Origin of the sequence: Cytophaga sp. FL35 (assembly GCF_014349235.1) — a bacterium.
In the GTDB taxonomy this organism is placed as follows: Bacteria; Bacteroidota; Bacteroidia; order Flavobacteriales; family Flavobacteriaceae; genus Euzebyella.
The window spans coordinates 81,637-94,505 of the sequence record NZ_JACSOH010000015.1; the positions used below are offsets into that span (position 1 = coordinate 81,637).

17 protein-coding genes are annotated in these 12,869 nt (G+C 39.9%); 4 read left to right on the forward strand and 13 right to left on the reverse strand.

What is annotated here, in order from left to right; all coding sequences use genetic code 11:
- Window positions 1-36 precede the first annotated feature (36 nt).
- Together BIZ36_RS13160 and BIZ36_RS13165 are read right to left on the reverse strand one after the other, a co-directional pair.
- Entirely contained in the window at window positions 37-615 is a 579-nt protein-coding gene (locus BIZ36_RS13160) for a DUF4136 domain-containing protein (protein ID WP_187458367.1), read from the reverse strand.
- 76 nt (window positions 616-691) lie between these two features.
- Window positions 692-847, reverse strand: a complete 156-nt coding sequence (locus BIZ36_RS13165) for a C1orf53 family protein (RefSeq protein WP_187458368.1) — start codon at window positions 845-847, stop codon at window positions 692-694.
- 261 nt (window positions 848-1,108) lie between these two features.
- Here BIZ36_RS13165 and BIZ36_RS13170 point away from each other — a divergent pair, with 261 nt between their 5' ends.
- The 4 genes from BIZ36_RS13170 to hemL are packed head-to-tail and all read left to right on the forward strand — an operon-like array spanning window position 1,109 to window position 4,542.
- Window positions 1,109-1,441 (forward strand): hypothetical protein, encoded by a 333-nt coding sequence (locus BIZ36_RS13170; RefSeq protein ID WP_187458369.1) that lies wholly within the window; start codon window positions 1,109-1,111, stop codon window positions 1,439-1,441.
- A gap of 8 nt (window positions 1,442-1,449) precedes the next feature.
- Window positions 1,450-2,355, forward strand: a complete 906-nt coding sequence (locus tag BIZ36_RS13175) for a 1-aminocyclopropane-1-carboxylate deaminase/D-cysteine desulfhydrase (RefSeq protein ID WP_187458370.1) — start codon at window positions 1,450-1,452, stop codon at window positions 2,353-2,355.
- Complete coding sequence (locus BIZ36_RS13180) at window positions 2,346-3,203, forward strand: glucosaminidase domain-containing protein (RefSeq protein WP_222937388.1); 858 nt, start codon at window positions 2,346-2,348, stop codon at window positions 3,201-3,203. Before BIZ36_RS13175 ends, BIZ36_RS13180 begins: the two co-directional genes overlap by 10 nt.
- A 58-nt stretch (window positions 3,204-3,261) precedes the next feature.
- Window positions 3,262-4,542, forward strand: coding sequence for a glutamate-1-semialdehyde 2,1-aminomutase (gene hemL, locus BIZ36_RS13185; RefSeq protein ID WP_187458371.1), 1,281 nt, complete (start codon window positions 3,262-3,264; stop codon window positions 4,540-4,542).
- Between the two features lie 4 nt (window positions 4,543-4,546).
- On the opposite strand, the gene BIZ36_RS13190 is transcribed toward hemL, so the two are convergent.
- From BIZ36_RS13190 to BIZ36_RS13240, 11 genes are all read right to left on the reverse strand, one after another.
- The gene (locus BIZ36_RS13190; RefSeq protein ID WP_187458372.1) at window positions 4,547-5,719 is read right to left on the reverse strand and encodes an alpha/beta hydrolase; all 1,173 of its coding nucleotides are present in this window, start codon (window positions 5,717-5,719) and stop codon (window positions 4,547-4,549) included.
- An 11-nt stretch (window positions 5,720-5,730) separates the two neighbouring features.
- Window positions 5,731-7,227, reverse strand: a complete 1,497-nt coding sequence (locus BIZ36_RS13195) for a TolB family protein (protein ID WP_187458373.1) — start codon at window positions 7,225-7,227, stop codon at window positions 5,731-5,733.
- Window positions 7,228-7,348: 121 nt separating this feature from the next.
- A complete protein-coding gene (locus tag BIZ36_RS13200; RefSeq protein ID WP_187458374.1) occupies window positions 7,349-8,170 on the reverse strand; it encodes a DUF5694 domain-containing protein in 822 nt (273 codons plus the stop codon).
- Between the two features lie 69 nt (window positions 8,171-8,239).
- Entirely contained in the window at window positions 8,240-9,295 is a 1,056-nt protein-coding gene (gene arsB / locus BIZ36_RS13205; protein WP_187458375.1) for an ACR3 family arsenite efflux transporter, read from the reverse strand.
- Window positions 9,296-9,913 carry an arsenate-mycothiol transferase ArsC gene (locus tag BIZ36_RS13210; RefSeq protein ID WP_187458376.1) on the reverse strand — a complete coding sequence of 206 codons (618 nt, stop codon included), beginning with the start codon at window positions 9,911-9,913 and terminating at the stop codon, window positions 9,296-9,298.
- Window positions 9,914-9,930: 17 nt separating this feature from the next.
- Window positions 9,931-10,398, reverse strand: coding sequence for a DUF6428 family protein (locus BIZ36_RS13215; protein WP_187458377.1), 468 nt, complete (start codon window positions 10,396-10,398; stop codon window positions 9,931-9,933).
- Window positions 10,399-10,444: 46 nt separating this feature from the next.
- Window positions 10,445-10,777 carry an ArsR/SmtB family transcription factor gene (locus BIZ36_RS13220; RefSeq protein WP_187458378.1) on the reverse strand — a complete coding sequence of 111 codons (333 nt, stop codon included), beginning with the start codon at window positions 10,775-10,777 and terminating at the stop codon, window positions 10,445-10,447.
- An 82-nt stretch (window positions 10,778-10,859) separates the two neighbouring features.
- Window positions 10,860-11,366, reverse strand: a complete 507-nt coding sequence (locus BIZ36_RS13225) for a GNAT family N-acetyltransferase (RefSeq protein ID WP_187458379.1) — start codon at window positions 11,364-11,366, stop codon at window positions 10,860-10,862.
- A 29-nt stretch (window positions 11,367-11,395) separates the two neighbouring features.
- Window positions 11,396-11,755 (reverse strand): hypothetical protein, encoded by a 360-nt coding sequence (locus tag BIZ36_RS13230; protein ID WP_187458380.1) that lies wholly within the window; start codon window positions 11,753-11,755, stop codon window positions 11,396-11,398.
- A 32-nt stretch (window positions 11,756-11,787) separates the two neighbouring features.
- The gene (locus BIZ36_RS13235) at window positions 11,788-12,216 is read right to left on the reverse strand and encodes an META domain-containing protein (RefSeq protein ID WP_187458381.1); all 429 of its coding nucleotides are present in this window, start codon (window positions 12,214-12,216) and stop codon (window positions 11,788-11,790) included.
- 106 nt (window positions 12,217-12,322) lie between these two features.
- On the reverse strand, window positions 12,323-12,772 hold the full coding sequence (locus BIZ36_RS13240) for a DUF4890 domain-containing protein (protein ID WP_187458382.1): 450 nt from the start codon (window positions 12,770-12,772) through the stop codon (window positions 12,323-12,325).
- Between the last annotated feature and the right edge of the window lie 97 nt (window positions 12,773-12,869).

The window sequence follows — 12,869 nt, forward strand, 5'->3', positions numbered from 1 at the left end:
TCACTTGAAGGGCATTTTTAACGAACTGAATTCTATTTATCTTACGGCCACTGTATTTGGTGGGTATTGCATAAGTATTTCAGAAACAAACTCTCTAATTCGTTCTTCTTTCTTCTCAATATTGGCAATGTTACCTAGATTACCAACACCTTTACCTTGCCATACCAGTTCTTTACTATTCGCATCTATGAGGTCAATATATAAAGAGCCTTCTGTGCGGGTGCTAACATTGTTGCCTCCCCAGCCTCCCCAGCCAGGTCCCCATCCGGCACCCCAGTAATAAGGGCTCCATCCCCAACCGAAGCCTCCGCCCCAGTAATTATTGTAGATATCCACTTGTTCTTTCTCCTTCGTAAAAATACTCACAAGGATATCAGGGTTTTCAGATTTTACAAATCCCCTTTTGGACATTTCAGATTCTATGGCTCTTAAGATTCTCTTCTTGTCCAAATCTGAAATTTGTGCCTTATCGATTCCTGTTTTATAAAACGCGTAGGATTTATAAGCGTTAAAGTCTGCTTCCCTATCATAATCAGATAAAACTTGCACCGAAGAACAAGAGCTTAAGAACAGCAAAACCAATATGGGAGCTACTAAAAATTTAATCTTTTTCATAACATTAATTGTTTGGAGTTAAGGAACAATTTTCTTTTGAAAACAGGCTCAAAAATCATGCCGAAAGAAATAAAGGTCAACCACCTTTTTTGATATCAAAACCATAGGGGCAGTGCCTACAACCACTTTGGCAGCAATAACCTCTCTTAAGATGGTATTTTTCCGTAAAAACCCTATATCCTTCTTTCGAGAAATAAAAATCTCCATCCTCAACCGGAATTATTTTCTTCATTTTAATCAAATAAAGTCGATGACGGCACTTTTATTAAAAGATTTCTTAATCCTTTAGATAGAAAATGTCCTCAATCGTCTTTGCAAATTTAAATTTCTGGATTTTTACGGAAACGACCCAAAATTAACAACTTAGAAGGGTAGGTCATCGTTTTTTATGGTGATTTTAACGAATGATTACAATCTTCAACCGTAGTTTTGTGTTTGGTAAAAAAGTGAATCTTTTACAATTATAGGTAAGGGAATTCGTTTAAACAGTGATATGATTCTAGTCTTTAGACATTTCTTTTATAAAAATTACGTGGGCCTATCACTTTGGCCCTTTATTTTTATAAAACATCATGGGCTAAAGGAAGATATGGTCCTCATTAACCATGAGCGTATTCACTTAAGGCAGCAATTGGAGCTCTTAGTAGTTTTCTTCTATATTTTTTACATTGCCGAATGGCTTGTACGAACAGTCATGTATTTTGATAGTTACAAAGCCTATCAGAACATCAGTTTTGAACGAGAGGCCTATGAGAACGAAAAGAATTTAGACTATACTTCAGAACGTAGGGCTTTTAGTTTTATTAAATACCTTTGGGCTTCCTAAACGCCTTAGTGAAAGCTTTAAACCAAGAAATACATTTACCTCGATTACGGAAAGCAAATGTTTCCCTTTGGATAAAAAGGGAAGACCAATTGCATTCGCAAATATCCGGAAACAAATACCGAAAGCTTAAATTCAACATTTTGGAAGCCCGGAAACAAAGCGTTAAGAAGCTTTTGACTTTTGGAGGGGCTTTTTCCAATCACATTGCAGCTACTGCTTATGCCGGAAAGCTATATGGTTTGAGTACAATTGGGGTCATTCGAGGTGAAGAATTGGCCAATTCTTGGAGGGAAAACCCAACCTTGATGCAGGCATATGAGAATGGAATGGAATTCAAGTTTATAAGCAGACAGGAATTCCGTTTAAAAAATGAGCCGGGTTTTATTGAGAAATTGAAGTCGGAATTCGGTGAGTTTTACTTGCTTCCGGAAGGCGGTACCAACTCCTTGGCCATCAAGGGTTGTGAAGAGATTATTTCCGATGGGGATAGGGATTACGATTTTATCTGCGTAGCGGTGGGCACTGGCGGCACTATTTCTGGTATTAGCAATGCGGTTTTTTCCCATCAAAAGGTTTTAGGGTTTCCGGCCCTAAAAGGCAATTTTTTGCAAGAAGATATTTGTAAATTTGCGCCAAGGGAAAATTGGAAACTTGTTGAAAACTACCATTTTGGGGGCTACGCCAAAGTAGATCAAAACTTGGTGAACTTTATAAATGATTTCAAAAAGGAGACTGAAATTCCCCTAGATCCCATTTATACTGGGAAGATGATATACGGTATTTTAGATATGGTCGATCAAGGATTTTTTAAGGAAAATTCAAGAATTTTGGCCATACATACCGGCGGTCTTCAAGGTATAAAGGGAATGAACGAGAACTTGAAAAAGAAAAACCTTCCGTTAATATGCGTTTAGTACGTAGACTGCTGCCATTTGCTTTAATGGCGATTTTTTTTGTAGGATGTAAAACCAAGCGAACCGTTTCTCAACGTACCCATCGTGAGAGACCTCAAGCCAAGGAGGTGACCACCAATAAGGAAGAGAAAAAGAAAGATGATGGCCTGTATCCCATGCCGGAGGATACCGGCGAATTTATTCGGTTTGATATCAATTCGCCCCAAGAATATGTGGAAACTTTCGCTGAAATAGCTCAGATGGAAATGAAGGCCTATGGAATTCCTGCCAGTATTACGTTGGCCCAAGGATTACTTGAAAGCGGTATTGGAAAGGGAGAATTGGCCATGAAGACCAATAACCATTTTGGTATCAAGTGCCACACGGGTTGGCAAGGCGACTATGATTTTCACGACGATGATGAAAAGGGGGAATGTTTTCGAAAATACAATCACCCCATGTACTCGTATCGCGACCATAGTATCTTTTTGAAAAATAGGTCTCGTTACGCCTTTTTGTTCGATTATGCCACAGATGATTATAAAAGATGGGCAAGAGGGCTTCGCCAAGCGGGTTATGCAACGGACAGGCGTTACCCGGAAAAGCTCATTGCGCTGATCGAGAGACACCAACTGTTCAATTATGATACGTCCGTCATTGCGGAGGGCTATGGTAAAAAAAGTACGCAACAGGTAATTGCTAAGGTGAAAAATGATTACCATGTAGTGCAGCCCGGAGATACCCTCTATTCACTAAGTAAAAGATACTCGGTTTCTGTAGATGATTTAATGCGTTGGAACTATATGTACAACACTGATCTTGCCGTGGGCCAAAAATTGACCGTCAAAACGGAAACCTACAATAAATAAAAAGATACTTTCGCGTTGAAAAAGTATTTAAAAATCCATAAAAATTTCTCAAACCCCTATGATCTATCAAAGAAGTAGTGCCCTATTTAAAGAAGCCCAAAAAGTAATACCTGGCGGAGTAAATTCTCCAGTAAGGGCTTTTAAGGCGGTAGGGGGCGACCCTATTTTCGTAAAAGAAGCAAAAGGAGCTTATTTGTATGACGAAGACGGTAATCAATTGATTGATTTTATTGCTTCTTGGGGACCCTTAATTTTAGGTCATGCCTATGAACCGGTTATCAATGCTGTAGTTGCCAAGGCGAAAAAAGGTACTTCTTTTGGTATGCCAACGGAAATTGAAACCCATTTGGCCAAATTGGCCGTTTCCATGGTGCCCAACATTGATAAAATCCGATTTGTAAATAGTGGTACCGAGGCTTGTATGAGTGCGGTTAGGCTTGCTCGTGGCTATACCGGAAAGGATAAAATCATCAAATTTGCGGGATGCTATCATGGGCATTCCGATTCGTTTTTGATCCAAGCAGGTAGCGGGGCAGTTACTTTTGGAGCACCTAATAGTCCCGGTGTTACCCAAGGAACGGCCAAAGATACGTTGTTGGCGAATTACAATGATTTGGCAGGAGTTGAAGAATTGGTAAAGGCCAATGAAGGGGAAATTGCAGCCATTATAATTGAACCTGTTGCGGGAAACATGGGGTGTATTGTTCCTCAGGATGAATTTATTCAAGGATTGAGAAAGCTGTGTACCGAAAAAGGGATTCTACTCATTTTTGATGAGGTAATGACCGGTTTCCGATTAGGAAAGGGCGGGGCTCAAGAGGCCTTGGGAATCGATGCGGATATACTTTGCTTTGGTAAAGTAATAGGTGGAGGTTTACCGGTGGGCGCTTTTGCCGCTAGAGCCGAAATCATGTCGCACTTGGCTCCTGAAGGTCCGGTTTACCAAGCAGGAACTCTAAGTGGTAATCCTTTGGCCATGGCCGCAGGCTTGGCCATGTTAACGGAGCTTGATAACCATCCTGAAGTGTTTGAAAGTTTGGCCAAAAAAACGGAATACCTACATGAAGGTTTTGAAAAGGTTTTGGATAAAAAAGGCATCGCTTACCAAATTAATCGATTCGGGAGTATGATTTCCGTTCATTTTACGGATGAACCTGTAGTTGATTTTAAGTCTTCGGCAAAGGGAAACAATGAAACCTTTAAAAAGTTTTTTCACGGAATGCTTGATCAAGGAATTTATTTGCCTCCAAGTGCATTTGAGAGTTACTTTTTAAACGATGCCCTTAGCTATGGGGATTTGGATAGCACCATTGCAGCACTAGACTCTTTGGAATTATAATCTACTAATCAGGCACGGAAATCTTTAGGTAGTCCATTACCGCTTGATTGCCTATTAAAGCATTTGAGGGCATGGGGTAGGCTTCCGTAAAGACTTTTAGCTGGTCCGCTTCCAATATTTCTATAAAGTCCTCTTTGTAACCGTCGTCATAGGGCACATTCCCCATACGTAGGTTGAGGTGGTGACCAAAAAAGTTATATGCGGCGGCCCTTTTGGAATATCCGTAATCGTGTTTTTCAAGGGGAAGATGCACATTTTCGGCTTTGTGTTCGGCATCGTACAAGCTATAGACCTTTTGAATGTATGGGAATTCAACTCTAGGTGTATTACGGGTCCAATCCGCTCCATCGGAAACCACTAAAAGAGGTCTTGGCGCACAAAGGGCGGCAATTTCTACGTTGTTGGTTTGGTGGTTTTCACTTTTGTGGATGGGCATGCCACTTTCACAGACGCAACCCCCAAAAAAATGTGCGGAAACCTGTACTACCGGTGCCGATGCCTTGATCCTGTCGTCAATAGCCGTTAGAACAAAGGTTTGCGTGCCGCCTCCAGAACCACCGGTCATTCCAATTCGTTCAGGGTCTACTTCGGGTAAGGACAATAGGTAATCCAATACCCGTTGGCTATTATAGGTTTGTAGCAATAGGGCGATGGGCATTTTATGCTCTACCTGCATACTTTCACCATAGCCAACCATATCATACGCAAATACAATAGCCCCCATTCTGGCCAAAACTCCTGCCCTTTTTTGCATATAATGTGTAAACCGCTTATTGGCCAGGTGACCATGTGGTGAAAGAATGGCGGCATAGGAACTTCTCTCTTCGGTAGTACGATATAGATTTCCGGTGATGTAAAAACCTGGGAAGCTCTCTAGGGCTATATTCTCAATGGTGTAACCGTCCATTACCTTTTTATCCCTTAGAATGGCATTAAAATTGCCCTTTATTATGGGCATCTTATCCAATTGCATGCCTTCGATTATTCCTCTTTTAATGGTATTCGCCCTTGCCTCCCAAGAAGCTTTGTCATTCCATTTTGAAGCGAATTCCTTCAACATAAGATTACCTTCGTCCTCCGTCCAATAGCGGCCTACACAAAGCATATTTTCTTGAGCGAAAAGTTGGAAGGGGGCAATAAAAATGAGAATTAATAAAAGATAAGTCGGTCGGGCCATCTGTGGTAGCTTTATAGTTGAGTATTACTGATGAAAGCGATGTATTTACCATCTGGCGACCAGCTAGGCACGTTAATGGTTCCTTGCCCTCCGTAAAGATAGGCGATAACTTTTATGGGCCCTCCGTTTATAGGCATGCTTCTCAAATATACCTGCTTGTAGAAGGGATGATCACCTGCCGGTACTTCTGGCATGTAGGAGATAAAGACAATACTCTTTCCATCTGGTGAAATATGGGGAAACCAATTTTGATAGGCATCATGGGTCAATTGTTCTTGTTTGCTGCCATCCGGAAGCATACGCCAAAGCTCCATGGAACCTGTTCTTGCAGAGTTGAAATAGATATATTTGCCATCCGGGCTGTATTCTGATCCGTCATCCAAGGTGGTTTGTTGGGTAAGTTGTATTTCATCACCGTTTCCATCCGAAGAAATTTTGTAAATATCATAAATTCCATTCCTGCCACCGGTGTAGGTGAGCCATTTGCCATCGGGGGACCAACCGTGGAGATAGCTGGGGCCAATGGGTGTAATTCTTTTTGGGGTTCCGCCTTCCACGGGAACTGTATAAATAAGGGAGCCGTACTCTTCCTCTCCGCTCGCACTGCTAATTCCCAGCATTTTACCATCAAAGGAGAGTACATGGTCGTTATTGTTGCTTTGTACAAAATCGGTATTTAGTTGTTCGATTTTGCCGGATTCTAGGTCGTAAGTAAAAAGAAGTCCTTCCGAATTATAAATCAACGTTTTACTGTCGGGCGTCCAATTAGGTGCTTGGATAGAATTGGTTACCGAATGTAGAATTTTCCGTTTTCCCGTCTCTATGTTCATAATTTCAAGGTGGCTTCCTAAATAGTCGCGATAAGGAACCAGTTCTTTTGGGGCAGGTATGACAATGCGTGTGTTTTCAAATAGTGCCTTTTCCACAACATTTTCTTCATGGGAGCAAACAAAAAGTCCGGTAAGCATTTCTTCCGGGAATTGTAAATGTGGGAGTTCTACCGTCCAAAAAGGGTCACCTAATTTGGCCACACTCATTAGAAAACTTCCGTTTCGCCTTTCGAGCTGAATTATCTGAGGATGTTTTACAGGAGAAAGTATTTCTTCTACTTGTCCGCCTTTTTCCTTTCGGTACTGTAGTGATGTGAGTCCGTCACCATGGACTGTTGCGCAGACCATGGCGGCATCGGTATCTGTGGATTCTCTTACCATCCAGCCCATTTTTCTATGCGCATTTACCCCTTCGCCAATAAATTTGGCTCGGGTTCTTAGAATAAAGTTTCCGGAAGTCTTTTTGTAAGCAAATTGGAACTCATCCTTATCGAACCATATATTGGCACCTGCACCGGAAATTTCAAATATTTGCTCCCCTTCCTCGTACTTAGCACTTCCTGTTTTAATTACTGCGCCAACATCTTCGCTATCGGTGAAAATGTTTAGATTTTTTTGCCCTGAGGAAAGTGATGTATAAAACACCGCCATTAATAAAAGGTAAATTCTTTTAGTCATACTGGTTGGTTGATAAAAATGAGATGCTGTAAAAGTGCCGGGACAACTAAAGATAAGGTATTTAATCTACATATATGCCAATTTGTAGGTGTCTGATTATAAGAGCCAACCCGACAGATGTCTACTTTAAATATTTTAAAATGCTGGTATGCTTAATGTCAGGGGCGTCTTTGACCAAATCAATTAAAAACTTGGAGTGGCCCTGACCGTAGAGAACCAAAATCTTATCAGTACTTGAGGTAGCCAATTGCCTGATGTTTTGAAATATTTTTAGGTTGGAGGAATACCAATTTCCAACCACCTCTGCCCCTATATAAGTATCGGTGCTTCCAATCTGAGAAATTAGTTGATATCCTAGATGGTTTTGGTCTATCGCTTCATGGGTATTAATATAGGCTATGGCTTTTATCAACCCGTGGTTGTAAGCAATGCTATCAAAAGTATTTGCCAAATGGGAAGCATTGGAAATTACGGAATCAATTAATTTCTCTTGACCATTATTTTGTGCAAATACTTCGGCCACATGAAAATCAAAGCTTACTTCACTATAGACTAGGTACAACTTTTTATGGCCTAATTTTTTAGCCAGCCTAAAGCCAATTTGGTCTGTTTCTTCATTGCTTAAGAGGTGATTTCCGTTTAAGTAAGCGGTGTAGGTGCTATCAAGTTGCTGTTGAGTCTTGTAAGGTCGCTCAATAGCAATTTTGGTCGGCTGGTAAGCAGCTAGTTCATCCACCAATTTAATTATTTCCTTTTGGGTGCATGAACTTTGAAGATTGGTAAATTTTTGACTTACAGTGTTGTTTTTGGATACAAAATGAAACACACCTAAAATGGAGACATCGGGTTGTTTCCGTAAAGTTTTATCAGTTACTTGACCAAAGATTACCAATGGAGAACATACCAATAGTAAAATCCATTTGAATATTTTTGGTGATATCATGAAAGAGCCAAGGTTTCTAACACCTTAAAGATAAAAAAACCTCGGCCACAATCGTTAAAGGAATTCACCCTAATTACTCTTGACCACTGCCCTTGGATAATATTTTTTTCGCAACCAAAAGGCCACTTTTACCAAAAGTATCAGTGCCGGCACCTCTACCAAAGGACCAATGACACCCGCAAATGCCTGTCCGGAATTGAGTCCAAATACAGCAATCGCTACGGCAATCGCCAGTTCAAAATTATTTCCGGCGGCCGTAAAGGCTACTGAAGTAGTTTTATCGTACTCTGTTCCCGCAGCTTTTGTTACGAAGAAGCCAATAATGAACATCAACGTAAAATAAATTAGTAGCGGAACGGCTATAATCAGGACATCCATCGGAATTTGAACAATCAATTCGCCTTTCAACGAGAACATAATGACAATAGTAAATAATAATGCTATTAAGGTGAGTGGGGAGACCGTTGGGATGAATTTGTTGGTGTACCAATCTTCACCTTTTACTTTTATCAAAACTAGCCTACTTAAAATACCTAAGGCGAAAGGTACTCCCAAATAGATAGCTACACTTTCGGCAATGGTGGCTATGGAGATATCTACAATGGCCCCTTCAAAACCGAAATAGGGGGGTAGCACCGTAATAAAAATATAGGCATAAAAGCTATAGGCGAAAACTTGAAAAATGCTGTTCAAGGCCACTAAGCCAGCCCCATATTCACTGCTTCCTTCGGCCAAATCGTTCCATACCAAAACCATGGCAATACAGCGGGCGAGGCCAATTAGGATAAGACCTACCATATATTCGGGATAGTCCGATAGAAAGGTGATGGCCAAAATGAACATCAAGACCGGACCTATTATCCAGTTTAAAACCAGTGAAATAGACAGGATTTTGACATTTTTAAAAACTTTTGGTAGCAATGCGTAATTCACCTTTGCCAAAGGAGGGTACATCATAAGAATTAACCCGATAGCTATTGGAATGTTCGTTGTGCCACTATTAAACGAATTGACAAAGTTCGGGAAGTTTGGGAAAAAGTAGCCCAAACCCACCCCTATGGCCATGGCGGCAAAAATCCACAGGGTGAGGTTACGGTCTAAAAATCCTAATTTTTTTGCTGCCATTTACTTCTTGATTTGAGATAGGACATAAAACATTTCGGTTGCAACCTGAGTGCACCGCTCCTCGTATTTTTCCGCTTGTTGTGGTGTACCGTCAAAAGCTTTTGGATCCTCGAAAGTGATGGGAATGCGTTTTTCGGCACCGGGTACAAAAGGACAGCCTTCATCGGCCTGTGAACAGGTCATGATAGCGGCAAATTCACTTTTCGGATTAAAATCACAATCCAGCCTTTTAGAAAAACCAATGACCGGATGCTCATTGTCAGTGAATTTTATGCTGTAAACAGGGTTGTCACCTTCAGTAATTTTATCAATCTGAAACCCTGTTTTTCGCAAGGTTTCGGCTACCATAGGAAACAGCGCTGTACTTTCGGTACCACCGGAATAACAAGTAACGTTTTTCAAGCCAAAATAACTCGCCATGGCCTGCATCCAAATTTGTGACAAATGGCTCCTTCTAGAATTATGCGTGCAGATGAAGTTGATTCTAACAGGCTTGTCCATGTTCACCTTTTCTTGAATATAGCCTATAAGAGGTTGAAGGGTTTCCTTTCGCTCTTCACTTATACTATCAATTTTAAATGATGAGATAGCGTCTGAAATAGTTGGGAATAAAGGCATTTTTTTAAAATTAGTGTTTAACAACAGCCGCTTCCGGGAGTACACGAATCGCCCGTACTTAAATCTGCGAACTTTAGTTTCGGTTTGCTTTCAGGTACACCACATTGGTCTTTCGCAAGACAGTCGGTTTCTTTGCTTACCAAAAGAAAGTTGGTGCCGTCAAAATCAAGGGCGAACTTTTCAATGGTTCTACCTTGATATTCCACCTCTATTTCAAGGTCGCCAATGTTGAGTTTTTCTTCGGATAGTTCAATAATACGAACTAATTTTTCTGGGTGCAGTCTGTGGTCATAATCGTCTGCATTCCAGAGCTGGAAGTTAACCACTTCCTCACTTCTTATGGTACCACCACAATCGATAAAATGTTTGGTGACCTTACCTACTTCCGTTACGTGAAAGTGATTGGGTACCAATTCTCCATTAGGTAACTGAAAAGCTATCTTAGAAAGGCTGTTCAAATGGGTTTTGATTTCTGAAAGTTTCATATATTTTGTTTTATTGTAATTTTACGATGAATAAATTTAAATTTTTTTAGCAACAATCCCCTTGTCCAGAGATATCCTGGTCAAGAAAGTTTTGCATGGTCTCTTTCATTTTGGACCAATTGTTATGGTCAATGCAATAGCAAACACTAGTGCCTTCAACATTTCCTTTAATGAGTCCTAAGTTTTTGAGTTCTTTTAAATGCTGTGAAATGGTAGGTTGGGCCAAGCCAATTTCTTCTACCAAATCTCCACAGATACATGTATTCAATTTAAAAAGGTGCTGAAGAATGGCTACACGGGCAGGATGACCAAAAGCCTTGGCAAAAAGAGCTATTTGATTTTGCTCATCGGTAAATATTTCTGTTTTGGCTAAACCCATTCCTTTATTATTACATTGCAATATTACGATTAAATAAATTGGTTTACAAAACTGTACCGAATGTTTTTAGTAAAAATGTCATTTAACCACTGGATTCTTCCTGGAAAAGAAGTTGTAAGAAAGTAAGGTCTAACCATTTATCAAATTTGTACCCGACTTGTTTAAATATGCCTACTTCTTTAAAACCAAACTTTTTGTGAAATGCCACACTAGCAGTATTGGAGGCATCTACACCTGCCAGCATGGTTCTGTAGCCTTCTTTTTTGGCCAATTCTATCAAATGGACCATTAAAACCTTGCCAACCCCTTGGCCTTGAAAATCTTTATGAACATAAATGGAATGTTCCACACTAAAACGATAAGCGGCCCAAGGTCTAAAGGTGCCGTACGAGCCAAAACCTATTACTTCGTTTTCAATTTCAGCCACGATAATAGGGAAGTTGTTTTCCTGTTTTTCTCTAAACCATTGCAATTGCTGCTCCTCTGTTCTGGGGTCGTAATGGTAAAGTGAAGTGGTATAAAGTATCTCGTGATTGATAATCTTCAGAATAGCCGAAAGATCTTTTTCCGTGGCACTTCTTATTAGCATATCAGGAATTTGAGGTTGATGCTACTAAATTATTCAAATTTTACTAGTACTGTATCAGATTGAATGGTATATAGAATCTTATTTTCTTGCGGCTGACCATTGGTGTAATATCCGTGATTTAACGTGACTGGTTGACCGTTTTCCCTTTTAAATTCAAAAATGTAGTGTCCATCCGTTCTATTGTGGTCCATAGTAAGTTTTCCTGAGAGAGCATTCCTTTCCTCTAACATTTCAATTACCACTGTATCTACTTTTTCTGACGTATAAAACTTTAAATCTTGAATCGCCTCTGCAGTTTCATTGGTTATGACAAAGTTGATATGGGAATGGGTTACATTTCCGCAGGAAATAGCCAAACCAAGTACTGTAACGAATAGAATTTTTTTCATGGATAGACAAACTTTATCAGTTTTGCGGTTCGTTATTTGGGTGATTTAGAAAAACGCATCAAGACTACCTCGTCCATTTTCAACTCCAAATTTCCGGAACTATCAAAACCATACGCATTTACTTTCTTCATCGTATTTAGAAAGACTTTTTCGCCCTCGCCACAGTACATCATCGTGGTAGGACCAGGTTCTCCAAAGCTTATTTTATAGGCATCCAAGGAATAATCGGCACGATACCCATTACAACTATTATTTCCCTGAACAATCTTAGTGGCTCGGTCAAAACTAATTTTTGGTTTTTTATTGGGGTAGAGTCCGCCAAAGGCAATTCTGGGCCCCGTAATGTATTGTAACTCCCATTGGTTATCAAATAAGGCCGAAGAAGATTTTTTGGAATGCGAGGCGCAAGAGATGACGGATATTATAAACGCTAGAACTAAGATTCGAACAAAGGTTCTCATAAATCAATTTAATTTGTCATTAAACATACTAATGTTGGTCAAAAATAAAACCAAAACCTTTGTTTTATTTTTACACAATAAAAAAACCGCCTTCTGGCGGTTTACATTATCTTCTGGAATGACGTTCTTTTCTATCGTCCTTTCGCTTTTTCATTTTTCTACCTTGGTGGTGCCTCATTTTCTCCCATTTTTGAAATTGTTCCTCAGATAATATATCTTTCATTTCTGCCTTATGGGCAATCATTTGGTCCAAACGCTCATTCTGCATGGCATATTTCTCTTCCGCCGTAGGCCTTTTTGCTTCACCATTTTCCCTAGCTGCTTTTCTCTCCTCCATTTTGGCTTTTCTCATTTCTGCATGCTCAAGATTCATGGACATGATTTTCTTTTGTTGCTTTTCATCCAAATCCAAGGCCAAAGTCATTTTTTTGGTCTGTAATGTTGCTATTTGCTCAGGTGTTAAATCCATTTTTCCTTTGCCTTGGTGTCCTTCTCCTCTTTGTGCCATAGCCGTGAATCCAACTAGACACATTAAAATTAAAATTGCTCTTTTCATTAGTTTATTTTTAAATGTTTACACCAATAGGACATTGAATGTGGCATTTGGTTTAATCGCTATTAATTATTTATCAATTGTTTAACAAAAACTTACT